This is a genomic window from Xanthomonas sp. MUS 060, from assembly GCF_000963215.1.
Classification (GTDB): Bacteria; Pseudomonadota; Gammaproteobacteria; order Xanthomonadales; family Xanthomonadaceae; genus Xanthomonas_A.
Map to the genome: position 1 here is coordinate 47,803 of NZ_JZIM01000009.1, position 22,268 is coordinate 70,070.

The following is a 22,268-nucleotide window of genomic DNA, read 5'->3' on the forward strand; positions in this document are numbered from 1 at the left end:
ACGGGGTGGGGTGTTTCATGCAGGGATAAAAGAAAACCCGGCGCAAGGCCGGGTCGTTCTTTTGTGCTTGTTCCACGTGGAACATTGGGGGTTGTACACGTCACAGGCGCAATGGCATGACCACGTGGCGCGATCGGGCGCTGCTGGCCTCACGGACCAATGCGGAAGAATTCGCATCACGCAGTTGAATCACCACGAATTCCTCCCGCAACGCGGACAGGGCATCCAGCAAGTAGTTCACATTGAAGCCAATGGCCAGATCGCTGACTTTGGTATCGGCTTCGACTTCTTCCTGCGCCTCTTCTTGCTCGGGGTTGTGCGCGCTGATTTTCAACTGGCCCGGTGAGACTTCCACGCGCACACCACGATACTTCTCGTTGGATAGGATCGCGGCGCGTTGCAGTGCTGCACGCAGGATTTCCCGATCCAGTTTGACCTCACGGTCGGCCCCAATCGGGATCACGGTTTCGTAGTCGGGGAACCGACCGTCGATCAACTTCGAGGTGAAGGTGACATCGTTACGCTTGACCCGCACATGACTGCGGCCAACTTCCAATTCGACTTCGCGATCACCGCCTTCCAACAGCCGCTGCAACTCCGTCACGCCTTTACGCGGCACGATGATCTGGCGTTTAGCGCCGCCAGCGTTTTCCAGTTCCGTCTCGCACAAGGCCAAACGATGCCCATCCGTGGCGACACAGCGTAGCATCTTGTCGTGCAGATCGAACAATAGGCCGTTCAGGTAATACCGCACGTCCTGCTGCGCCATCGCAAACGCAGTCCGCTCAATCAACTCCTTTAGCGCAGCTTCCTGCACCAGGACGCGTTCTGTGGTTTCGACTTCATCCACTGAAGGGAAATCATTGGCCGGTAGGGTCGCCAAGGTAAAACGGCTACGTCCGGTTTGGACGGTGATTTTATCGTTGGAAAGGGAGACGGTGACTTTGCTTCCGTCGGGCAGGGCACGGACGATTTCGAAAAGTTTGCGAGCAGGAATCGTGGTTTCACCATCCTGGGCATCATCGACCCCGATGCGCGAGACCATTTCCACTTCCAAGTCGGTACCGGTCAACGAAAGCTGACCACCGTGGACCTGGACCAGAAAATTGGCCAGCACCGGCAAGGTCTGACGACGTTCGACCACATTGACGACTTGCGCCAATGGCTTCAGGAAGGCTTCGCGCTGCAGTGTGAAACGCATTTGGTTCCGTGCCCCTATGCTTTAAAAGATGTGGAATAAATCAAAAGCGTGGTGGTGATGGTAGAGCGAAATTCGGTGCAAATGTAACTTAAGCTATTGAAAATAAATAAGATTTCACGCTTTCAATCCCATGTATTACTCCCCTGGAACAGGTGGGGAAACCTGTGGATCGTTTTGCCGCCGCTGCTGCGTCGTGCTTTATCCACAGTTTCTCCCGGATTTGTCGCGAAGTCATGCACTGATTTATCACGTGGCGCTCGCCACTACTCGCTGAGCTTGCGGATCAGCTTGTCCCAGTCCTCGCGCAGCTTGCCGTCGGTTTCCATCAGGTGTTTGATCTGTCGGCAGGCGTGCAGCACGGTGGTGTGGTCCCGGCCGGCGAATGCATCGCCGATTTCCGGCAAGCTGTGCTCGGTCAATTCCTTGGTCAGGGCCATTGCCATCTGCCGTGGGCGCGCTAATGAGCGCGTGCGCCGTTTGGACAGCAGATCCTTGATTTGCAGGCCGTAGTAGTCGGCGACGGTCTTCTGGATGTTGGGAATACCGATTGCCTGCTGCTGCGCGCGCAACAGGTCGCGCAATGTTTCCTGGGCGAATTCGGTGGTGATCGCGCGGCCGGTGAAGTTGGCGCGGGCAGCCAGCGTGTTGAGCGCGCCTTCCAGGTCGCGCACATTGGAGCGCATTTTCTTGGCGATCAGGAACGCCACGTCGTCGGGGATCTCGGCGCCGCGTTCGCGCGCCTTGGCCAGCACGATGGCCGCACGTGTCTCGAAATCGGGTGGGTCGATCGCCACCGACAGGCCCCAGGCCAAGCGCGATTTCAGGCGTGGCTCCAGGCCATCGACCTCGCGCGGATAGCGGTCGCAGGTCAGGATGATCTGCTGACGGCCGTCGAACAGCGCATTGAAGGTGTGGAAGAACTCTTCCTGGGTGCGGTCCTTGCCGGCGAAGAACTGGATGTCGTCGATCAGCAGCGCGTCCACTTGCTGGAACTGGCGCTTGAACTGGTCCATGGTCTTGTCTTGCAGGGCGCGGATCATGGCACTGAAGAACTGCTCTGAGCGCAGGTACATCACCCGTGCGTTCGGATTGTGTTCGCGCATCGCATTGCCGGCAGCGAACATCAGGTGGGTCTTGCCTAGACCTGTGCCGCCGTACAGCAGCAGCGGGTTATGCGCGCGGTCACCAGGTTTCTGCGCCGCCTGCACCGCTGCGGCCAGGCCGAGTTGATTGCTGCGGCCCTCGACGAAGTTGGCGAAGGTGTAGTGCGAATCCAGGTTGCCAGCGAAGGGTTCCAGCAACTGCGGGCTGGGCGTGCGCGCCGTTGTGGTATCGCTGGCGGCTGCCGTCGGTTCTGGCGCGCGTGGGCGCGAACCCACCTGCAGCAGTACATCTTCGCTGCCTGCAAAGTAATTCAGCAATTCGCGGATGCGCGGCAGGTAGCGCGCGTGGACTTGTTCCACGATGAAGGCATTCGGCGCATAGAGCACCATGCTGTTGTCATGACGCTGCTCTGCTTGCAGCGGTTTCAACCAAGTGTGAACGTCCTCGGCTGGAAATTCGGCTTCCAGACGTTCCAGGCAACGGGGCCAAGCATCCATCAGATCTAAATTCGTCGAAAAGACCGGCTCTGAAGAGTGCGCACAGGCGCTACACATTCGGCCAGTCGGGAAGGAAATCGGTGGCTCAGACTACCATTGGCGCGCAGGAGCGGGAATGGTTTTCCCGCATCTATTCACAGATTCATCCACAGCCTGTGGTGTTCACTGGCGTGTCGCGCGATGGGAGAGTTGACCGCGGTATAGGTACACCTATAGAATTTCCGGTTCTTTCCCGCCCTATTCAAATCAGAGCGCCCCGATGGCCACCAAGCGCACCTTCCAGCCCAGCAACCTCAAGCGTAAGCGCGACCATGGCTTCCGTGCTCGCATGGCGACCGCCGATGGCCGCAAGATCCTGGCCCGTCGTCGCGCCAAGGGCCGCAAGCGCCTGAGCGCTTGATTGCTTCGCCGCCCCAGGCGGCGCCTGCAATCGACCCGGTGAATTCTTTCGACCCGCGTAGGCGATTCCCTCGCACTGCGCGGGTTCGCACGTCTGCAGAATACCGGGTCGTGTTCGATACCGCGCGCCGCTGCTCCGAGCCGTTGATGAGCTTGCACTGGCGCAGCGTCACCCATCCGCCGCGGCTTGGTCTGGCGGTCTCGCGCAAAGTCGACAAGCGTGCTGTCGTGCGTAACCGGATCAAGCGCGTGTTGCGCGAGGCCACGCGGCAATTGCTGCCGTGGCTGGCGCCAGGCGATTACGTCGTGGTTGCGCGCAGTGCCGCCGCGCAGGCCAGCGGTGAACAACTGCGCCAGGCGTATCTGCGTCTGTTGCGTCGCGCCGGTGCATTGCCGACCCCGACGGCGGACGGCACAATGCCGCCGCCCGATCGTTCTTCGTCCCCCACTTCCACGTCAGAAACCACTGACGGCTGAGCCGAGTTTGCCTGTCCGATGAACCAGACCCGTCTTTTCCTGATCTTCGCCTGGCTGATGGTCGCGACCCTGTTGTGGATGGAGTGGAGCAAAGAACACTCCTCTGCCACTAGCGCGACCAGCAGTGCCGCCACGCCTGCGCTGCCGTCAGCGTCTGCGACTAGTGCTGGCAGTGCCGGTATGCCGCCGATACCGAGCGCCAACGTTCCCGGTGCAAGCTCTGTCCCAGGCAGCACTGCCGAGACTGCAGCGCCAGCGGCGGGCGCGCCACGGGTGACGGTCACCACCGACGTGCTGCGCCTGACGATGGACGGTTTCAGCGTGCTCGATGCGGACCTGCTGATGTATCCGCAGACCCAGCAGTCCGGTAGTCCTCCGGTCCAGTTGTTGACCGAGGATGCGTTGCACCCGTATAGCGCCACCAGTGGTTGGGTCGGCGAACACCATTCGCCATATCCTGATCGTGGCGGCTTCCGTCCCGAACAGCCGGGCAATGAGTATGTGCTGGCCAAGGGTCAGGACAGCCTGGAAGTGCCGTTCGTGTGGAATGGACCATCCGGGATCAGCATCCGTCGTGTCTATACCTTTCAGCGTGGTCACTACGCCTTGCAGGTGCGCGACGAGATCGTCAACCACGGGGACAAACCTTGGCAGGGCTATGTGTTCCGCAAGCTGAGCCGGGTACCGACCATCGTCAGCCGTGGCATGACCAATCCGGATTCCTTCAGCTTCAACGGTGCGACCTGGTTCAGTCCGCAGGATGGCTACCAGCGCCGGGCGTTCAAGGACTACTTGGCAGATGGTGCGCTCAACCAGACGATCTCCGGCGGCTGGATCGCGGTGTTGCAGCATCACTTCTTCACCAGTTGGATTCCGCAAGCCGATCAGCAATCGGTGTACGTGCTCTCCAACGAAGGCCCGCTGCATGTGATCGAGGCGCGCGGCCCAGCTTTCGTCGTGGCCCCTGGCGCGCATGCCAGCACCGAGGCACGGTTGTGGGTCGGCCCGAAGCTGGTCAACCAGATCGCCAAAGAGCACGTGAAGGGACTGGACCGTGTGGTCGATTACAGCCGCTTCTCGCTGATGGCACTGCTCGGGCAGGGCCTGTTCTGGGTGCTCAGCCATCTGCACACCTTGCTCGGCAACTGGGGCTGGTCGATCGTCGGTCTGGTGCTGCTGCTGAAGTTGGTACTGTTCCCGTTGTCCTCGGCGCAATTCAAGAGCGCGGCGAAAATGCGCAAGTTCCAGCCGCGCTTGCAGCAGCTCAAGGAGCGCTACGGCGACGACAAGCAGAAACTCCAGGCCGCGACGATGGAGTTGTACAAGAAAGAGAAGATCAACCCGATGGGCGGTTGTTTGCCTGTTTTGATCCAGATGCCGATCTTCTTCGCGCTGTACTGGGTGCTGGTGGAATCGGTGGAATTGCGTCAGGCACCCTGGTTCGGCTGGATCCAGGATCTGACCGCCCGTGATCCGTACTTCATCCTGCCAGTGATCAACGCAGCGGTGATGTTGCTGACCCAGAAGCTGACTCCCACGCCTGGCATGGACCCGGCGCAAGCCAAGATGATGCAGTTCATGCCATTGGTGTTCGGTGTGATGATGGCGTTCGTGCCTTCGGGTCTGGTTTTGTACTGGGTCACCAACGGTTCGCTGGGCTTGCTGCAGCAGTGGTGGATGAACAAACATCATGGCGAAGCCGCGGCGAGCGTTAGCGTCAAGCCACCTGCCAAAGCCAAGAAGTAAGTTCCCAATGCCCGCCGTCAGGCGGGCAGTGCGCATCTGTGCAATTGCATCTGGTTTTTGTGTCGGCGCGATGTGTGCATCCAGCGGCAGGCGCTGCGCCTGTCGCCGCACGGAGACAAAAGATTCGCCATGTCGAGCTCTGCCAACGACACCATCGCCGCGATCGCCACCGCACCGGGAGCAGGCGGTGTCGGTGTGGTGCGCGTGTCCGGGCCAGCCGCTGGCCGCATCGCCGCTGGACTTGGGCTTGGCAAGCTGCCGCCGCGTAACGCACGTTATGCGTGCTTTCGCGATGCGCAGGGCGATACGCTCGATGACGGCATCGCACTGTGGTTCCCGGCGCCACGCAGTTTTACCGGCGAGGACGTGCTGGAATTACAGGCACACGGTAGCCCGGTGTTGCTGCGGCAACTGGTCACGCGTTGTTGCGAACTTGGTGCGCGCCCGGCACGCCCGGGCGAGTTCAGCGAACGCGCCTTCCTCAATCGCAAACTGGACCTGGCCCAGGCCGAGGCCATCGCTGATCTGATCGCCGCCAGCGATCTGCGTGCGGCCCGCGCGGCCCGCAGATCCTTGGACGGTGTGTTTTCGCGTCGGGTCGAAGACCTGGCCGAACAGGTGATCCGTCTGCGCCTGCATGTCGAAGCAGCGATCGACTTCGCCGACGAAGCACTGGAAACGCTAGGTGGTGCGCAGGTTTGCACCGGTCTGCAACAGGTGCGTGCGGACCTGGCGCAACTGCAGCTGGAGGCCGAGCGTGGCCGTCGTCTGCGTGACGGCCTGCATGCCGTGCTGGTGGGGCCGCCGAACGCCGGCAAGAGTTCCCTGCTCAATGCGTTGGCGGGTAGCGCCCGCGCCATCGTCACCGATATCGCGGGCACCACCCGCGACACCTTGCATGAAACCGTGCGCGTGGACGGGGTGGAGTTAACCCTGGTGGACACTGCCGGCTTGCGCGACGGCGGCGATGCGATCGAACGCGAAGGCATGCGCCGCGCTCGACAGGAACTACAACGTGCCGATCTGGCCTTGGTCGTACTCGATGCGCGAGATGCAGCAGTTGGCCGTGCCGCGGTTGCCGACGCCATTGCCGATGTGCCGCAGCGCCTATGGATCTACAACAAGTGCGATCTGCTGACCGAGCTGCCTGATGCGTGCGCGGACAGTGTTTACCTCTCTGCCGCCACTGGCAGCGGCCTGGAACAATTGCATCTGCATCTGCGTGCAATCGCTGGCGCCACAGCAGGCGAGGGCAGTGAGGGCGAATTTTCCGCGCGCGCGCGCCACGTCGAGGCGTTACACAGCGATCCTGCATGCACGCCGCAGCGGCGATGGCCGAACTGCAACACGAACGTCTTGAACTGGCTGCCGAGGAATTACGCCTGACGCACGCCGCACTTGGCGAAATCGTCGGTACCTTCAGCGCCGACGATCTGCTCGGTCGAATCTTCTCCAGTTTCTGCATCGGGAAGTAAGGTAGTTCCAGCGACATCCACGCATTTAAGTCTGCTCATGTCGCTGTAAAGCGCTATATCATGGAAGCAAGGAATGGAGAAATAACGTGGCGCTGAATCTCTCGAAAGCGGTAGTCGATTATTTACAGGCCAGGCCCGAGGAAAAATTCACTGCCAGGCAGATCGCCGAGTGGGTATTGGCTACTTTCCCTGCGCAGTGCCAGGAAAAACGCGCCAATAGCCGAGGCGACTACATCCAGTCCGATGCGGATTTGTTGCAGCAGCTTGTCGCGGAAATCAGCTCGCAACGACCGCGCATGCAAACGAAGCATCCAGCGCTAAAAACCACCGAAGGACGACCGCGGAAGTATTACTACTCGGAGAAATCGGACAGTGCCGAGGTGGCCGCCGCCGAGGATGAGGGGACTTTGACAGTTGCAGATGTCGGTACTGCGAAGCTGGATGAACACGCACTTTACCCTCTGCTTTCACACTATGTCCGGGAAGAGTTCGGTGTTTTTTCCAAACGCATCGACGAGAAGCGCTCATCGAACAAGCGAGGGCCGAATGGAAATCGATGGTTGTACCCGGACGTGGTCGGCATGGAAGACTTGGGTGTGGACTGGCACCAGGAGGTGCGGGACTGCGTGAAGCAGTATTCCGACAAGCGCACCAAACTTTGGTCGTTTGAGGTCAAGCTGCTGATCAACCGCTCCAATGTGCGGGAGTGCTTTTTCCAAGCCGTATCGAATTCCTCGTGGGGTAACTTCGGCTACTTGGTCGCGGCGGAAATCAGTGGGCAGGACACACTGAAAGAGTTAAGGATGCTCTTCGCGCCGCATGGTATTGGTTTCATCAAGTTGGATGTGGACAACCCGGTGGACAGCCAAGTGCTGATTCCCGCGCGTGAACGCGATGAAATTGATTGGGACATGGCGAACCGGTTGGCGACCGAAAATCGAGATTTTCTGGACTATATCAAGTTGGTCAAGCAGTTTTATCAGACTGGAGAGGTGCGTTCGAAGGACTGGGATATGCCCGAAGAAAAAGCCTCAAGCCAGTAATGAAATGACGACATGACCAACTTGCAAGATCTAGGCTTGGCCTATCGCAACTCAGTGTCCGCGCTTCGCTAATTGTGCTTGATTAACCCGTAGCCATTGTTCGAATGGCTGCGGTGCCTGCCCGGTGAGCGTCTGGTAATCGCCAGTGACGTTGGCGACGCGGCCAGCAGCGGTATTGCTGTCGAACGAAGCGTAGATGCGCGCGACCGCCTCCGGCATGCCGGCGCCAACCATGCCTTGCACCAACCCTTCGACGGGTACCGGGACCACCTGGATCGGCACGCCCAGCCTGTCGCCCACCAGCGTGGCGATCTCGGTGGTGGTGTAGGCGCGGGTGCCGCTCAAGGTCAGCGTGCGCTTGTCTGTGCTGCCACTTGCCAAGGCGACCGCCGCCGCATGGGCCAGATCGTCGCGGGCGATGTGCGCGATGCCGCCGTCGCCGGCGGCGCTGTACCACTGGCCCGATGCCAGCACCGAAGGCAGGCTCATGAGCAGGTTCTCGAAATACCAATGGTTGCGCAATACGGTCCAGCCGGGCAGGGCGCTGGCGGTGATCGCGTCTTCGGTCCCGGCGTGGTCGGGGGCGAGCAGGAGTGGCGAATTGTAAGGCTCCGGGCAGGAGGTGTAGATCAGATGCGCCACGCCTGCACGTTCGGCGGCGGTGATCGCGGCCAGGTGCTGTTGCAGACGGTGGCCGGGGCGGTCCAGCGCATCGGTGCTGATCAACAGCACCCGGCTGGCATTGGCAAACGCGGTGTCCAATGAGGCGGGGGCGTCGAAATCGCCCTGGTGTACCGCGACGCCGCGCGTCGCCCACGCGGCCAGTGTCTGTGGCCGGCGCGTCATTGCCACCACCCGTGATGGCGCGATGTGCAGCGTATCGAGCAGATGCGCGAGCACGCGCTGGCCAAATTGGCCGCCAGCGCCGGTGACAAGCAGAGAATCGGACGATACGGACATGATGGGGTCTCCTGCTGACGGGGAAGCGAGGGCATCGGCAAGATGCCGCACAGTGGTCTGGAAGAGGAACCTGGTCTATCGTAAAGACCAATGCAATGTTGTAAAGACGGCACTTTTTTCGCCCCTGATTACCTTGAGGTCAGCACGAGCACCATGGACATTGCTTCAATGCAGGCCGATGGCGCGATGGAGCCGCCGCTGAGCCAGCAACTGAACGACTATCGTCGCCAGGGCATGGCCATCGGTCAGTGTCCGGTACGCGACGTGCTGGCACAGATCGGCGACAAATGGAGCACTCTGTTGGTGATGCTGCTGGCCGAGCGCCCACATCGTTTCGGCGAACTGCGTGGTGCGGTGCCGGACATCTCCCAGCGTATGCTGACCCAGAGCCTGCGCGACCTGCAGCGCGACGGGTTGGTTGCGCGCGAGCTGTTGCCGACCGTCGTACCGGGGGTGCGATTACCAACAGACACCGCTCGGTCAGTCCTTGAACGCGGCGCTACTGCCGCTGGTGCAGTGGGCCAAGACGCACCATGCGGCCGTGCGCGCCGCGCGTGTGGTGTTCGACGACGCGGCTCTGGCGCGTGTTGCCAGTGTGTCGCGCACTTGAGCCGATGTGCGCAAAGTGTTGAACGTGCCGGCTGCGCCTCAACATGACCCGGCCAGCCTGTTCAACCGTCTTTCGCGATGCTCGCGCAATAATTGATGCCATCGTGGCGTACCCGTACTGGCGCGCCAAACACCGCCGATAACGGTGCGTCGGCGAGCACGGCATCGGGTGTGCCATCGGCATAGACCTGGCCTTGGCGGAGCAGGATCACCCGCTCGATTTCCGGCACGATCTCTTCGATGTGATGGGTGACCAGCACCAGCGTGATGCCCTGAACGGCGAGTGCGCGCATTGTCGTCAGCAGCGCCTGACGCGCGACCAGATCCAGTCCGGTACTGGGCTCGTCCAGTAGCAGTGCTTGCGGCCGATTGACCAGGGCACGCGCGATCAGCACGCGGCGTGTCTCGCCCGCCGACAGTTCCGCGTATGGCCGCTCTAGCAAGGGCAGAGCTTGCACGGCCTGCAGCGCTTCGCGCGCGCGCTCCCGCATCGCCGCAGTCAGCTCACGGTGCGAGGGCAGCACATGGCTGGCGAAGAACCCCGACAACACCGCACTCTCCACGTCCAAGCCGGGTATTGCGAGCAGGTGGCCACTCAGATCGCCGGTGACGATCCCCAATTGGTTGCGCAGCCGGTCTACCTGCCAGCGGCTCTGCCCCAGCACCCGCACAGCCGGCTCCTCGCCGATACGCGCTAAAGGATAGAGCTCGCGGGTGATCAGTTTGATGAGAGTCGATTTGCCGCAGCCGTTCGGGCCAAGCAGGGCGGTGTGCTGGCCGAGTGCGATGCGTAGGCTCAAGGCATGCAGCACGCGAACCTGGCCGCGCACGACGCTGGCGCGGTCCAGCTCGATCAACGGTGGGCCTACTGGGACTTCGGGTGCTTCGGAAGGAGAGGCAGACATGGAACTGGGACCGTTGGATGATCGGAAACACTCGGCGTGCCCATACCATACGCCAGGCCTGGATCAATGTGTGGTTTCAGCCGCATGCTGTTGCTTGTTCACGTATCAGGTTGTCCTGCGGTCCGGAGGTTTGGTGATGTCCGATACAAATGTTGATGTCCTCGCTAGCGGCTTGCTCGCTGAAAGCCGCCGCGTGCGACGTTCTGCGTGCGTGCTTGTACTTGGACTGCTGCTCGCATTCGGCGGCAACGCCATCGCTCAGGTCAGCGATACCGCCAGCTACCTGCAACGCATGGACCGCGATGGCGACGGCCGGGTCAGCCTGGACGAATACCTGGATTGGATGAGCTACGCCTTCGATGCCCGCGATCTCGATCACGATGGCGTACTCAGCCCGGCCGAACTGCCCGGTGGCCGTGGTCCACCGATCACCCGTGCGCAACACCTGGCAACGCTGACGGCCCGCTTCCACAAGCAGGACAGTAACGGCGACGGTTACCTCAGTGCCAAGGAACTGGTGGCACCCCCGCAGTGAGTGCGGTTGATTCAACTCTCGTCGTCGCTGTGTGGTAACGCGATGCAGCGCGACGACCCTGTCATGTACGCCAACACCGGTGCATGGCACGTCATCTGAAACCGTTCAAAAAACCTCAGTCGAACAGCGCCTGGATCGCGGCCAGGCCCGCATTGGCACGCTCTTTTTTGCGCGCGGCATCGGCGACGGGGTCTGCACCATCGCGCTGCATCTCTTCGGCCGGAATCTCGTCGAAGAAGCGACTAGGCTTGAGCCGGATGTGCTCGCCGAATTTGCGGGTCAGCATGCTGTAGCTCATCCACAATTGCTCCTTGGCACGGGTGATACCCACGTACAGCAGGCGGCGTTCCTCCTGCAGGTTGCCTTCTTCGAGGCTGACCTCGTGCGGTAGCACGCCGTCTTCGCAGCCGACGATGAACACGTAGCGGAATTCCAGGCCCTTGGAGGCGTGCATGGTCATCATGCGCACCTGATTGCCGCCGTCGTCCTTGTCGTTGCGCGACAGCAATGCCAACTGTGCGGCCAGGTCACCGACACTGGCGCCGCGCGGGCCGCCTTCGAACCACTTGGCCAGTTCCTCCAGATTGCCACGGCGACGCTGGAAGCTGGCCTCGTCTTTGCACTGGTTGCGCAGTTCGCGGATCAAACCGGATTGCTCGGCGAGCTGGCGCACCACGTCGGCCGAGGAGATGGTGGTCGAAGCCGCGCGCAGCTCGTGCAGAATATCGACGAAATCGCTCAGTCCATTAGCTGCTCGTGGCGGCAACTGTTGCAATGCACCGACCGATGCAGCCGCGCGCGACATCGGCAGATGTTTGGCCGCCGCCAACTCGGCCAATTTGGCTAGCGAGGTCGCCCCGACCTCGCGCTTGGGGGCCTGCACCGCGCGCAGGAACGCGGCATCGTCATCGGGATTGACCATAAGACGCAGCCACGCCAGCACGTCTTTGACTTCCTGCCGTTCCAAAAACGCGGTGCCGCCAGTGATGTGATACGGCACGGCGGCCATCTGCAATGCTTTTTCCAGCGGCCGCGACTGAAAATTTCCCCGGAACAAGATGCAGAAGTCGCTCCACGGCACTTGCTTGGCGGTCCCCAGATACGCGATCTCGGCGGCGACCTTCTCCGCTTCGTGGTCACTGTCGCGGCATTCCCACACACGGATGCGCTCACCGTCGGCCTGGTCGCTCCACAAGGTCTTCAGGTGTTCATGCGGGTTGTGCGCGATCAGCGCATTGGCTGCGCGCAACACGCGGTTGGAACAGCGATAGTTTTGTTCCAGCTTGATGATCTGCAGCGTCGGGTAGTCCCGGCCCATCTGCATCAGGTTTTCCGGATTGGCGCCGCGCCAGGCGTAGATGCTCTGGTCGTCGTCACCCACGCAGGTGAAATTGCCGCGCGGACCGGCCAACATTTTCAACAAACGGTATTGCGCATCGTTGGTGTCCTGACTCTCGTCCACCAACAGATAGCCGATGCGCTCGCGCCAGGCCATCACGATGTCTGCGTTGCCCTCCAGTATCTGCACGGGGAGCCGGATCAAGTCGTCGAAGTCCACCGCGTTGAACGTCGTCAGCCGCGCCTGATAGCGTGCGTACAGGCTGGCCGCTTCCTGTTCGCGGTTGCTGCGTGCCGCGGCCATCGCCTGTTCCGGCGATAGCCCGGCATTTTTGGCACGCGAGATCAGGTTCTTGGCATCGTCGACGGCATCGGGCTTGGCACCGGGCATCAGATCCTTGATCTGCGCGGCGGCATCGTCGGCATCGAAGATCGAGAAACCGCGTTTCAGGCCCACCGCGGCATGCTCGATCTGTAGGAACTTCAGTCCCAGCGCGTGGAAGGTGCAGATGGTCAGGCCGTCGGCGGCATCGTTGCGGATGCGCTTGGCCACGCGTTCGCGCATTTCCTTGGCGGATTTATTGGTGAAGGTGATCGCGGCGATGCGCTTGGCTGGGTAGCGCCCGCTCGCGATCAGGTGCGCGATCTTTTCCACGATCACCCGAGTCTTGCCGCTGCCGGCGCCAGCCAGCACCAACAGCGGTCCCTCATCATGCAGGACCGCGGCGCGTTGGGGAGGATTGAGACCTTGCATAGAAATTTCCCTTGAGCGCGTAGTGTAACGGGCGCCGGCCTGCGTCACCGCCTGCATCGTCGCGCGCTGGCTGAACCGGTTTCCAGTGCTAGCTGGTGCATGGAATGCGCCGTGTCCGCGCTAGAATCCAAGACATGGCAAAACTGTATTTCTACTATTCGGCGATGAATGCCGGAAAGACCACGACGCTGCTGCAGTCGGCGCATAACTACCGCGAACGCGGCATGCGCACGGTCATTCTCACCCCAAGGCTGGACCATCGTGCCGGCAGTGGCGTGGTCGCCTCGCGCATCGGCCTGCGTGCCGATGGCAAGGGCTTCGTGAACGAGACCAACCTGCTGTCCTTGATCGAAACCGACATCGCCAGCCATGGCACGCTGCATTGCGTGCTGGTGGACGAAGCCCAGTTCCTCAACCGCGCCCAGGTCTGGCAACTCAGCGAGGTGGTGGACCGGCTGCGAATCCCGGTGTTGTGTTATGGCCTGCGGACGGATTTTCGCGGCGAACTGTTCGAAGGTAGCCAGTCCTTGTTGGCCTGGGCGGACGAGTTGCAGGAAATCAAGACCATCTGCCACAGCGGTAGCAAGGCGACCATGACCGTGCGTGTGGACGACAATGGCCGCGCGGTACAGGATGGGCCACAGGTGGAAATCGGCGGCAATGAACGCTACGTGTCGGTGAGCCGTGCCGAGTTCAAAAAGATCATGCGTGGCGAGGACCGCATCGACCCACTGCAGATCGCGCCGTCGCGATCATTCTGATGATAGGCGGCCAGGCAACAACGACGGCGCAGAATATGCCAGGTTCCCTCCGGATCTATACCATGAGTTTATGGATGCGCATGCGCCAGATGTGTGTAGAATTGCCCCCACCACACTCATGGGAAGAGAAAAATGCAATCGTGGAAGAGAGGGGTACAACCGTTCAACGTAATGGTTCTTAGCAGCGCGGTATTGGCCTGCGCACTTTTGCTTGCCTCGCCCGGCGCATTTGCTGCGGCTACGACTGAGCGCACGTTCGACGATATCCCGGCACAGGTGCTGACCGATGGCTTTCTTGAAGCGCACCTGGATCTGTTCTATCGCCGTGCAGGCATCCGTGCCGACAAAAAGGGCGACTATGCTGAGGCCAAGAAACAGTATCGGTTGGCTGCCCGCTACGCCGACAAGCCATCGCAGGCGCGTTTGGGCGAGATGTATTGGCAAGGCCAGGGCGTGGCGCCCGATCATGCAATGGGATTCTTGTGGATGGCATTGGCCTCCGAGCGCGGCTACGAGGCTTTCAGTGCGCGCAAGATGGAATACTGGAACCAGCTCACGCCGGAAGAGCGCAAGCGCGCGATCACCCTCGACAAGCAGATGCTTGCCGAATATGGCGACCAAGTGGCCAAGCCGCGCCAGGAGGCTGTCCTGCGCCGCGAAGCGATGAGCAGCACCGGCAGTCTGCTTGGTCATTCCGGCGCTGGTGCCTTGTCGATCAACGGCCCGCGCGGTGGCAGCATCGATCCAGAAGTGTTCTACGCCAAACAGTTCTGGGAGCCGTCGGCGTACTGGAAACTACAGGATCGGGTTTGGGACGGGCGCACGCCAGGTCGCGTTGATATTGGCGACGTCGAAGACATCAGCCAGAAAAGCGCGTCGCCACCGGCACCGAGCAAACCCTGAGCCGGTTGCGATCGCCATTGGCCGCGCGTTTGCGCGTGCGGCATCTCAGCGTCCACATTGCTTCGCCCTCCTGGCGTGTGAGGAGGGCGACTTCAGCCGCGACGACCAGTGCGTCACCGCAAACGACGATCCACACGTTATTTTGTGTGATGCCTTTCATCGTGCCGGATCAATACAGCTTGCGCTCGGCGGCAGGCGGCGGTGTCCATTGGTACAACCAGGTTTCGGTTAGCGTGCTGTTGCCACTGCGCAGGAACAGGCGAATATCGATCTGCTCGGTACCGTCATCCGGCGGTACGACATCGAACATCGCGCGATAGCCGGCGATCTCGTGCAGTGGTCTGGCCGATACGATTTCGCTGCGACCTCGGCTGAGCTGCAATACGGCTTCGACCTTGGCGTCTTTTTCTTTGCCGAGCTTGGCCAGTTCGCCACCGGCGAAATCCACGGCAAAACGCCAGGAAAAATACTGGCGCTTCTGCCCCGCGACCCCACCCAGGCCGGTCCGGCTGGCAACGCAATGCGCCAACGACGAGGATGCCGGCGGCTGCGCACCCCAGTACAGGCGGTAGCCGAACAGCAGTTCCTGGCCTGGTTGAGGTTTGTCCCGCGGATTCCAGAACGCGACGATGTTGTCGAAGGTCTCATCGACCGTCGGAATTTCCACCAGTTGCACGGAACCCTTACCCCAGCCGTGCTTCGGTTCCACCCACAGGCCTGGACGTTTCTCGTAAAAAACCCCATCGTCCTGGTAGTGATCGAAATTGCGGTCGCGCTGCAGTAGGCCAAAACCGCGCGGGTTCTCGTCCACGAACATGTTGAAGCGCAGGTGCGGTGGATTGCACAACGGCCGCCAGATCCATTCGCCAGCACCTGTCCACATCGCCAGACCGTCGCTGTCGTGGATTTCCGGGCGCCAATCCCAGTCCATACGGCGATCGTTCTCGGCGGTCTGATACATGCTGGTGCAAGGCCCCAATCCCATCCGTTCGATGCGCTTGCGCGGATACAACGCGGTGTCGATATCCATCAGCAACACATCGCCGTTGGTGATCGCGAAACGGTATGCACCAGCCACGCTGGGCGAATCCAGCAGTGCGTACACCACCACCGTATTGGAATCTGCTTTCGGTTGCTCCAGCCAATACGCAATGAAATCGGGAAATTCTTCCGGCGCGCCGGTCCCGGTATCGATGGCCAGAGCGCGTGCGGACTGGCCGTACTGGCCTTCCTTCCCCACTGCGCGGAAATAACTGGCGCCGAGGAACGCAGCGAAATCGCGCTCGGTGTCCTGCTTGGTATTGAGACGGAAACCAGCGAAACCCAGGTCATTCGGCAACGATTTGCCTTTTAGACCACTGCGGCCGTAATCGAACGCCGCGCTATCGTAGGCCAGTTGCTGCGCCTGCCCATCGACCAGGTCGAACATCTGCACCGGGGTTTTGAAGTACAGCCCCAGATGGAAAAACTTGACCTGAAATTTTGGGCCTTGCTCTGCCGCCCACAACGCGTGGTCCTGGCGGTAGCGGATCGATTGATACTGGTCCCAGCTCAACGCCGCCATTGACGCTGGTAGCGCCCGTTGATGGCTCTGGTATGGCGCGTTGGCGATGGCCTGGGCATGGCCCTTGAGCCAGGCATAGTCGAATGCTTGCGGCTTGCCCAGGCGCCGCAGGCCCACGGCATCAGCGGCCTGTCCCAACATCGGCATCGCTGGCAAACCCATGGCGGCGAAGGCGGCGGCGGCATTTTTGAGAAAATTGCGTCGTTGCATGAGCCTGGTCGATAAGCCAAGGAGAGACGTCCATCATAAGGTCATCGCCTCCTTAGCACCTCACCACGGTTTAACCTGAGAGTGCGGGTGCTGCGCATCGTCACCGAAGCCTGCGCACGCGCAGCAAGCTCGCCGTAGCATGGCCTCCGGATCGGCACCGCGAGTGCTGCTTCGCCAGGTTGCTGCGTGACCGTGACCGTCAGTACCAACGTCGCCTCAGCGCTGGCATTGCCCGCACCAGACGCTGGCGCGCTGGCCGATGCTGGCATGTCGCAGAAGACGTCCGCAGCGCTTGCAGGGTTCACCCTCGCGACCGTAGACCGACAACTCCTGTTCGAAATACCCCGGCGCGCCATCTGGACTGATGAAGTCGCGCAGCGTCGTTCCGCCGCGCTGGATCGCGTAACCAAGAATCGCCTTGGCCGCCTCGGCCAGGCGCGCGTAGCGCGCGTGCGAGACCTCCCCGGCGGCGCGTAATGGACTGATGCCCGCCTGAAACAGACTCTCGGCGGCATAGATGTTGCCGACGCCAACCACGATGCGCTGATCCATCAAGAACGTTTTGACCGGCGCCTTGCGGCCGCGACTGAGCTGGAAGAGATAATCACCATCGAACGCATCCGATAGCGGTTCCGGCCCTAGCTCGGCGAGTAGCGGATGCAACGCGCCAGGTGCTTGCCACAGCAAACAGCCGAACCGGCGCGGATCGTTGAAACGCAGCACACGGCCATCCTCCAGGCTGATATCCACATGATCGTGCGTGCGCGGTGGCGTATCGCCGGGCAGCACGCGCAGGCTTCCGGACATGCCCAGGTGCAAGAGCGCACTACCTGCTGCGGTTTCCAGCAACAAATATTTGGCTCGGCGGTGGATACCGGCGATACGTTGTCCCGGCAACTGCTGCGCGACCTCTGGCGGGATCGGCCAACGCAGATCCGGTCGCCGCAGAATCACGCCGTGGATGCGCCGGCCTGCCAAATGTGGTTCCAGGCCGCGCCGGGTGGTTTCGACTTCGGGGAGTTCAGGCATGAGCGTGTGGGTTGGGCAAGCGATGAAGAGACATTATCCCGGCACTGTAGCACCGGAGGTTTCGAAGTGAACGTACCGCATAGGCTCTGGGCGAGTGATTTCATGTTTATTCGCACACACGATGTCTGAATATATCTAGCGGTTGTGCTCGACTTTTTTCGAGGCAAGTCGTCCCCTGGGCGATGTGTGATCGCGCCGATACCGACTTCGTCTTTCAGGCTCTCAAATCACCAGGCGATTCACCCCTCGCCTGACACCCGCCCACACGATACGTTGGTATAGCGCAGACATGCTGATGTGCATGCGCAGATGCCTCACGCATGCTGGTGCACCTCTGCCTGGCATGCCAGACTTTCCGTCTCGCAACGCAGCGTGACGCGGGCCGTCAGCCACAGGTCGTAAGCGCCCATTCGTCGGCAATGCGTCGCCTGACATGGCCGCTGTTGCGGCCACTTTCTTTCATCCCACCGGAGATCGCCATGGACCCCGACCCGCATCGACGCGGCGCCATCGCCGCACTCCGCTCGCATTCTTTTCGCCTGGTAATAGCCTTGCGCTGAACCGGAAGACGCCCGTTGCCGTAGTGGTCGCGGTGTCCTTGCCGGCTATGCGCCGCAAGGAGGTCGTCATGTTCCTGTTCTTCGCCCGTCGTTTCCGCCTGCAACGCGGATTGCAGCGCGCCCTGCGCGCGGCCGTCGCCATGCGTCGTACCGAGGCGCTGCGCTATCTGCTGGCCGCACATGGCCCGCGCGCTTTCGCCAAGGCCATGTCCGCACAATCCGCGCGGGTGCTGGCCGATGCGTTGTCGCTGCTGCCGCTCGATGATCGCATCCGCGTCCGTGCGCGCTTGTCGCATGCGGCGCAACGTCGCCTCCATGTGATCGGTGGATCCACTGCGACGTCGAAATGGAGTCACGCGGCGTTGGCCTGGTGGCCTTGTGCATCGCTCCTGCGTCGCAACTGAACCTCGCAGCGCCATCGCTGCTGATCGCACCTCGTCAGTCTCTCTTCCCACGCCAGATCGCCATGCGGCGCTGGCTCTTGCCATGGTGAGTGCCGTTTCAATGTATTGCTCTCGTGTTTTGTTGCTCATCGCGTGCGCGGTTCCGTTGCTCGCGGCTTGCCACGCGCATCCGCAGGTGGCGGACAGTGCCTCTGCCGTGTTGCGTCGTGGCACGCAATTGCGCGTTCCACCACAATCGCCGTTGCGCGGCGCGTTGCGCATCGGCACCGTGGTACGACGCCCGATGACGCCGACCATCCAAACGCCTGGAGTAGTGGAAGCGCTGCCGGAACGGCTGGTGAAACTGGTGGCGCCGGTCAGTGGACGCATCGTCAGCCTGGCGCATGGACTCGGCGACTCGGTGAAAGCCGGCGAGACGTTGTTCGTGATCGACTCGGTCGATCTGGCCAATGCCTATGCCGACGATGGCAAGGCGCAGTCGGCGCTGCGCCAGGCGCAACGCGAAGCGCAGCGGCAACAGGCTTTGCTGAGTGGCGACGTCGCCACCAGAAAAGATGCCGAGGCGGCGCAACTGGATCTGGCCCAAGCACAGGATCAGGCGCGTGCCGCACGCGAACGCCTGGCCCAGCTTGGCGTCGATCCGCTGGCCACTTCGCACCGGCGCTATGCGATGCGCTCGCCGATCGATGGCCGCATCAGTGATATTGCCGTGTCGTTGGGCGGCTACTGGAACGACACCACGGCGACGGCGATGACGGTCGCCGACATCTCCAAGGTCTGGGTGAACGCTCAGGTGACTGAGCGCGATATCGGCCAGGTGTTCGTCGGCCAGCACGCGCGGATCCATGTCGATGCCTACCCGGATGTGTCATTCGAGGGCACGGTCCAGCACATCGCCGATCTGCTCGATACCGATACCCGCACATTGACCGTGCGCATCGCCATCGACAATCGCGACGGTCGCCTCAAACCAGGCATGTTCGTGCGTGTCGGCTTGGCGGCGCGGTCGCGTTCGGTGCTGCTGGTGCCGACGACCGCTTTGATCCAGGCCGGGTTGACGACGCGGGTGTACGTGGAGACGGCGCCGTTCGTTTACGTCTCGCGTGAGGTGACCACCGGCGCAACGCTGGGCAGCGACACCGAGATGATGACCGGCCTGACCCAGGGCGAGCGCGTGGTGATCGGCAATGGAGCGCTGCTCGATGATTAAATCCATTGTCAGCGTCTGTTTCCAGCGGCGCGGCATCGTTTGGTTGGTGTTTCTGGCGGTCGCGCTCTATGGAGCGTGGAGCTGGACGCAATTGCCTTTGGAAGCCTATCCAGACATCGCCGACGTCACCTCGCAAGTGGTCACCCAGGTTCCGGGACTGGCGGCGGAGGAGGTGGAGCAGCAGATCACCGTGCCGTTGGAGCGCGCCTTGTTGGGCACGCCCGGCATGGAAGTGCTGCGCTCGCGCAGTCTGTTCGGCCTGTCGCTGATCACGGTGGTGTGTTCGCCGATGGCACGGATGGTTACTTCGCCCGGCAACGCCTGCAGGAGCGGCTCAACGAGGTCACGCTGCCCTACAACGCCGCGCCTGGCCTGGACGCCTACACCTCGCCGACGGGCGAGATCTATCGCTATACGCTGGAGTCGAAGACGCGCAGCCTGCGCGAGCTATCCGAATTACAGACCTGGACGGTTATTCCACGGCTGAAGAAAGTGCCTGGTGTGGTCGATGTCAGCAACTTCGGCGGCCTCACCACGCAATTCATGCTGGAGCTGGACCCGCAACGTCTCACCCAATACGGTTTGAGCCTGCAGCAGGTCAAGGATGCGATCAATGCCAACAACGCCAATGGCGGCGGCAGCGTGATCGATCGCGGCGAGCAAAGCTATGTGGTGCGTGGTGTCGGCTTGCTGCATTCGCTGGAGGACATGGGCGCTGTCGCGGTGACGACACGCAACGGCGTGCCCGTGCTGGTACGGCAACTGGGCACCTTGCGCTACGGCAATGTCGAGCGTCGCGGCATTCTCGGTAAGGACGCCAATCCCGACACCATCGAAGGCATCGTGTTGTTGCTCAAGGACGCCAACCCTTCGGCGGTGCTGGACGGCGTGCATGCGGCGGTTGCCGAACTCAACGCTTCGCTGTTGCCCAAGGACGTGAAAGTGGTGGCCTACCTGGACCGCACCGCCCTGATCGATGCCACGCTGCACACGGTCGGCTCGACCCTGGTCGAGGGCATGCTGTTGGTCAGCGTGGTGTTGTTGCTGTTTCTCGGTAGTCCGCGCGCGGCCGCCATCGTGGCCTTGACCGTGCCGCTTTCGCTGCTGATCGCCTTCGTGTTCATGCATCACCTGAAGATTCCAGCCAACTTGCTATCGCTGGGCGCCATCGATTTCGGCATCCTGGTCGATGGCGCGGTGGTGTTGGTGGAGAACATCCTGCGCCAACGCGAGGCCGATCCGTCGCGGCCGTTGCAGCCGCAGGACGCCATCGCGGCAACCTTGCAGGTGGCGCGGCCGATCTTCTTCGGCATGGGCGTCATCATCTGCGCCTACCTGCCGCTGTTCGCGCTGCAGCGCATCGAGTACAAGCTGTTTTCGCCGATGGCCTATGCGGTCGGCGCGGCGTTGCTCGGTGCGCTGGTCGTGGCGTTGACGTTGATCCCGGCACTGGCCTGGCTTGCCTTCCGCCGTCCGCGTCCGGTGGCGCACAACCGCGTATTGCAAGCGCTGACAGATGCCTACGGGCGCTTGCTGGCGCGCAGCGTCGGCGGCAGGCGTTGGCTGCTGGTCAGTTGCGCTGGTGCGTTGTTGGCGTTGGGCCTGCTGGGCGGCAGCATCGGCCGCGACTTCCTGCCGTATCTGGACGAAGGCTCCTTGTGGTTGCAGGTGCAGATGCCGCCGGGAATCACCCTGGACAAGGCCGCGACGATGGCCAATGCGTTACGGCGTGCCACGCTGGCGTTTCCGGAAGTCAGTTACATGGTGACTCAGACCGGACGTAACGATGACGGCACCGATTACTGGACACCATCGCACATCGAGGCCAGCGTCGGCTTGCGCCCGTATGGGCAGTGGCGGCCCGGGCTGGACAAGCAGAGTCTGATCGCCGCGCTCGCCGCGCGTTATGCGCGCATGCCCGGTTACACCATCGGCTTCATGCAGCCGATGATCGACGGTGTCCAGGATAAGTTGTCCGGCGCGCACGGCGATCTGACGGTGAAGGTGTTCGGCGACGACGTGACCCAGGCGCGGCAGATCGCCGAGCGGATCGCCGGGACGCTACGCACGGTGCCGGGTGCGGCGGACGTGACGGTGGATGTGGAGCCACCGCTGCCGAACTTGAAGATCGAAATCGACCGTGCCGCCGCCGCGCGCTACGGCATCAATGCCGCCGACATCGCCGATCTGATCGCCACCGGTATCGGCGGTAGTCCAATCGGCCAACTCTACGTCGGCGAACGCAGCTACGCGATGACCGTGCGCTTTGCACCGGCCACGCGCGACACCGTGCAGACGATCGGCGCGTTGATGCTGACCACGCCCAGCGGCGCCAAGTTGCCGCTGTCGGCGGTGGCGCATCTGCGCACGGTGTCGGGCGAGAGCGTGATCGTGCGCGAAATGGCCCGACGCAACATCGTGGTGCGGTTGAACGTGCGCGGTCGTGATTTATCCGGGTTCTTGCAGCAGGCGCGCGGCGCGATCGCGCAGCAGGTGCGGTTCGATCACCAGCGCTTCCAGGTAGTGTGGGGCGGCCAGTTCGAAAACCTGGAACGCGCCCAGGCACGCCTGCTGGTGATCGCGC

At 61.9% G+C, this 22,268-nt stretch carries 17 protein-coding genes and 3 pseudogenes; 13 read left to right on the top strand and 7 right to left on the bottom strand.

Features of this window, described 5'->3' with window-relative positions; translation table 11 throughout:
- Positions 1–100 precede the first annotated feature (100 nt).
- Together dnaN and dnaA are read right to left on the bottom strand one after the other, a co-directional pair.
- Complete coding sequence (dnaN, locus tag XANALMUS060_RS10385) at positions 101–1,201, bottom strand: DNA polymerase III subunit beta (RefSeq protein WP_045738335.1); 1,101 nt, start codon at positions 1,199–1,201, stop codon at positions 101–103.
- 263 nt (positions 1,202–1,464) lie between these two features.
- Positions 1,465–2,802: a chromosomal replication initiator protein DnaA gene (gene dnaA, locus XANALMUS060_RS10390; RefSeq protein WP_045738336.1), complete on the bottom strand. Its 1,338-nt coding sequence runs from the start codon at positions 2,800–2,802 to the stop codon at positions 1,465–1,467.
- A gap of 259 nt (positions 2,803–3,061) precedes the next feature.
- Here dnaA and rpmH point away from each other — a divergent pair, with 259 nt between their 5' ends.
- From rpmH to XANALMUS060_RS10415, 5 genes and pseudogenes are all read left to right on the top strand, one after another.
- On the top strand, positions 3,062–3,202 hold the full coding sequence (gene rpmH / locus XANALMUS060_RS10395; RefSeq protein WP_003469983.1) for a 50S ribosomal protein L34: 141 nt from the start codon (positions 3,062–3,064) through the stop codon (positions 3,200–3,202).
- Positions 3,203–3,240: 38 nt separating this feature from the next.
- The gene (gene rnpA, locus XANALMUS060_RS10400; protein ID WP_082065056.1) at positions 3,241–3,678 is read left to right on the top strand and encodes a ribonuclease P protein component; all 438 of its coding nucleotides are present in this window, start codon (positions 3,241–3,243) and stop codon (positions 3,676–3,678) included.
- A gap of 18 nt (positions 3,679–3,696) precedes the next feature.
- On the top strand, positions 3,697–5,424 hold the full coding sequence (gene yidC / locus XANALMUS060_RS10405) for a membrane protein insertase YidC (RefSeq protein WP_045738338.1): 1,728 nt from the start codon (positions 3,697–3,699) through the stop codon (positions 5,422–5,424).
- 129 nt (positions 5,425–5,553) lie between these two features.
- Positions 5,554–6,899: pseudogene (gene mnmE / locus XANALMUS060_RS10410) on the top strand (tRNA uridine-5-carboxymethylaminomethyl(34) synthesis GTPase MnmE).
- 86 nt (positions 6,900–6,985) lie between these two features.
- Positions 6,986–7,942 carry a COG2958 family protein gene (locus XANALMUS060_RS10415; RefSeq protein ID WP_045738339.1) on the top strand — a complete coding sequence of 319 codons (957 nt, stop codon included), beginning with the start codon at positions 6,986–6,988 and terminating at the stop codon, positions 7,940–7,942.
- A gap of 51 nt (positions 7,943–7,993) precedes the next feature.
- Here XANALMUS060_RS10415 and XANALMUS060_RS10420 read toward each other — a convergent pair whose 3' ends face one another.
- A complete protein-coding gene (locus XANALMUS060_RS10420; RefSeq protein WP_045738340.1) occupies positions 7,994–8,902 on the bottom strand; it encodes an SDR family oxidoreductase in 909 nt (302 codons plus the stop codon).
- Between the two features lie 153 nt (positions 8,903–9,055).
- Here XANALMUS060_RS10420 and XANALMUS060_RS10425 point away from each other — a divergent pair, with 153 nt between their 5' ends.
- Positions 9,056–9,559 carry a helix-turn-helix domain-containing protein gene (locus tag XANALMUS060_RS10425; protein ID WP_235430443.1) on the top strand — a complete coding sequence of 168 codons (504 nt, stop codon included), beginning with the start codon at positions 9,056–9,058 and terminating at the stop codon, positions 9,557–9,559.
- Positions 9,560–9,573: 14 nt separating this feature from the next.
- Here the strand turns inward: XANALMUS060_RS10425 and XANALMUS060_RS10430 are convergent, their stop codons facing one another.
- Positions 9,574–10,416 (bottom strand): ATP-binding cassette domain-containing protein, encoded by an 843-nt coding sequence (locus XANALMUS060_RS10430; protein WP_045738341.1) that lies wholly within the window; start codon positions 10,414–10,416, stop codon positions 9,574–9,576.
- Between the two features lie 136 nt (positions 10,417–10,552).
- Here XANALMUS060_RS10430 and XANALMUS060_RS10435 point away from each other — a divergent pair, with 136 nt between their 5' ends.
- A complete protein-coding gene (locus XANALMUS060_RS10435; protein ID WP_045738342.1) occupies positions 10,553–10,951 on the top strand; it encodes an EF-hand domain-containing protein in 399 nt (132 codons plus the stop codon).
- A 115-nt stretch (positions 10,952–11,066) separates the two neighbouring features.
- Here XANALMUS060_RS10435 and XANALMUS060_RS10440 read toward each other — a convergent pair whose 3' ends face one another.
- Positions 11,067–13,043 carry a UvrD-helicase domain-containing protein gene (locus XANALMUS060_RS10440; protein ID WP_045738343.1) on the bottom strand — a complete coding sequence of 659 codons (1,977 nt, stop codon included), beginning with the start codon at positions 13,041–13,043 and terminating at the stop codon, positions 11,067–11,069.
- A 134-nt stretch (positions 13,044–13,177) separates the two neighbouring features.
- Between XANALMUS060_RS10440 and XANALMUS060_RS10445 the strand changes: the two genes are divergently transcribed.
- Positions 13,178–13,804 (top strand): thymidine kinase, encoded by a 627-nt coding sequence (locus tag XANALMUS060_RS10445; RefSeq protein ID WP_045738344.1) that lies wholly within the window; start codon positions 13,178–13,180, stop codon positions 13,802–13,804.
- Positions 13,805–13,996: 192 nt separating this feature from the next.
- Positions 13,997–14,707 (top strand): sel1 repeat family protein, encoded by a 711-nt coding sequence (locus tag XANALMUS060_RS10450; protein WP_152640466.1) that lies wholly within the window; start codon positions 13,997–13,999, stop codon positions 14,705–14,707.
- A gap of 169 nt (positions 14,708–14,876) precedes the next feature.
- On the opposite strand, the gene XANALMUS060_RS10455 is transcribed toward XANALMUS060_RS10450, so the two are convergent.
- Entirely contained in the window at positions 14,877–16,481 is a 1,605-nt protein-coding gene (locus tag XANALMUS060_RS10455) for a glucan biosynthesis protein D (RefSeq protein WP_045738346.1), read from the bottom strand.
- A 216-nt stretch (positions 16,482–16,697) separates the two neighbouring features.
- Positions 16,698–17,510 (bottom strand): bifunctional DNA-formamidopyrimidine glycosylase/DNA-(apurinic or apyrimidinic site) lyase, encoded by an 813-nt coding sequence (gene mutM, locus XANALMUS060_RS10460; protein ID WP_045738347.1) that lies wholly within the window; start codon positions 17,508–17,510, stop codon positions 16,698–16,700.
- An 87-nt stretch (positions 17,511–17,597) separates the two neighbouring features.
- On the opposite strand from mutM, the pseudogene XANALMUS060_RS19805 reads away from it, so the two are divergent.
- From XANALMUS060_RS19805 to XANALMUS060_RS21985, 4 genes and pseudogenes are all read left to right on the top strand, one after another.
- Positions 17,598–17,740, top strand: a pseudogene (locus tag XANALMUS060_RS19805) (DDE-type integrase/transposase/recombinase); the annotation flags it as partial.
- A 398-nt stretch (positions 17,741–18,138) separates the two neighbouring features.
- The gene (locus tag XANALMUS060_RS10465; protein ID WP_045738386.1) at positions 18,139–18,474 is read left to right on the top strand and encodes a hypothetical protein; all 336 of its coding nucleotides are present in this window, start codon (positions 18,139–18,141) and stop codon (positions 18,472–18,474) included.
- A 100-nt stretch (positions 18,475–18,574) separates the two neighbouring features.
- Entirely contained in the window at positions 18,575–19,684 is a 1,110-nt protein-coding gene (locus XANALMUS060_RS10470) for an efflux RND transporter periplasmic adaptor subunit (protein ID WP_045738348.1), read from the top strand.
- A gap of 321 nt (positions 19,685–20,005) precedes the next feature.
- Positions 20,006–22,249: pseudogene (locus XANALMUS060_RS21985) on the top strand (efflux RND transporter permease subunit); the annotation flags it as partial.
- Positions 22,250–22,268: the final 19 nt, after the last annotated feature.

Bases quoted from the DNA above. Each gene is read 5' to 3' on its own strand.
- yidC (WP_045738338.1), top strand. From the start codon at position 3,697: ATGAACCAGACCCGTCTTTTCCTGATCTTCGCCTGGCTGATGGTCGCG.
- XANALMUS060_RS10470 (WP_045738348.1), top strand. From the start codon at position 18,575: ATGTATTGCTCTCGTGTTTTGTTGCTCATCGCGTGCGCGGTTCCGTTG.
- mutM (WP_045738347.1), bottom strand. From the start codon at position 17,510: ATGCCTGAACTCCCCGAAGTCGAAACCACCCGGCGCGGCCTGGAACCA.
- XANALMUS060_RS10465 (WP_045738386.1), top strand. From the start codon at position 18,139: ATGTTCCTGTTCTTCGCCCGTCGTTTCCGCCTGCAACGCGGATTGCAG.
- XANALMUS060_RS10455 (WP_045738346.1), bottom strand. From the start codon at position 16,481: ATGCAACGACGCAATTTTCTCAAAAATGCCGCCGCCGCCTTCGCCGCC.
- XANALMUS060_RS10425 (WP_235430443.1), top strand. From the start codon at position 9,056: ATGGACATTGCTTCAATGCAGGCCGATGGCGCGATGGAGCCGCCGCTG.
- XANALMUS060_RS10430 (WP_045738341.1), bottom strand. From the start codon at position 10,416: ATGTCTGCCTCTCCTTCCGAAGCACCCGAAGTCCCAGTAGGCCCACCG.
- dnaA (WP_045738336.1), bottom strand. From the start codon at position 2,802: ATGGATGCTTGGCCCCGTTGCCTGGAACGTCTGGAAGCCGAATTTCCA.
- XANALMUS060_RS10440 (WP_045738343.1), bottom strand. From the start codon at position 13,043: ATGCAAGGTCTCAATCCTCCCCAACGCGCCGCGGTCCTGCATGATGAG.
- XANALMUS060_RS10435 (WP_045738342.1), top strand. From the start codon at position 10,553: ATGTCCGATACAAATGTTGATGTCCTCGCTAGCGGCTTGCTCGCTGAA.
- rpmH (WP_003469983.1), top strand. From the start codon at position 3,062: ATGGCCACCAAGCGCACCTTCCAGCCCAGCAACCTCAAGCGTAAGCGC.
- XANALMUS060_RS10420 (WP_045738340.1), bottom strand. From the start codon at position 8,902: ATGTCCGTATCGTCCGATTCTCTGCTTGTCACCGGCGCTGGCGGCCAA.
- dnaN (WP_045738335.1), bottom strand. From the start codon at position 1,201: ATGCGTTTCACACTGCAGCGCGAAGCCTTCCTGAAGCCATTGGCGCAA.
- XANALMUS060_RS10445 (WP_045738344.1), top strand. From the start codon at position 13,178: ATGGCAAAACTGTATTTCTACTATTCGGCGATGAATGCCGGAAAGACC.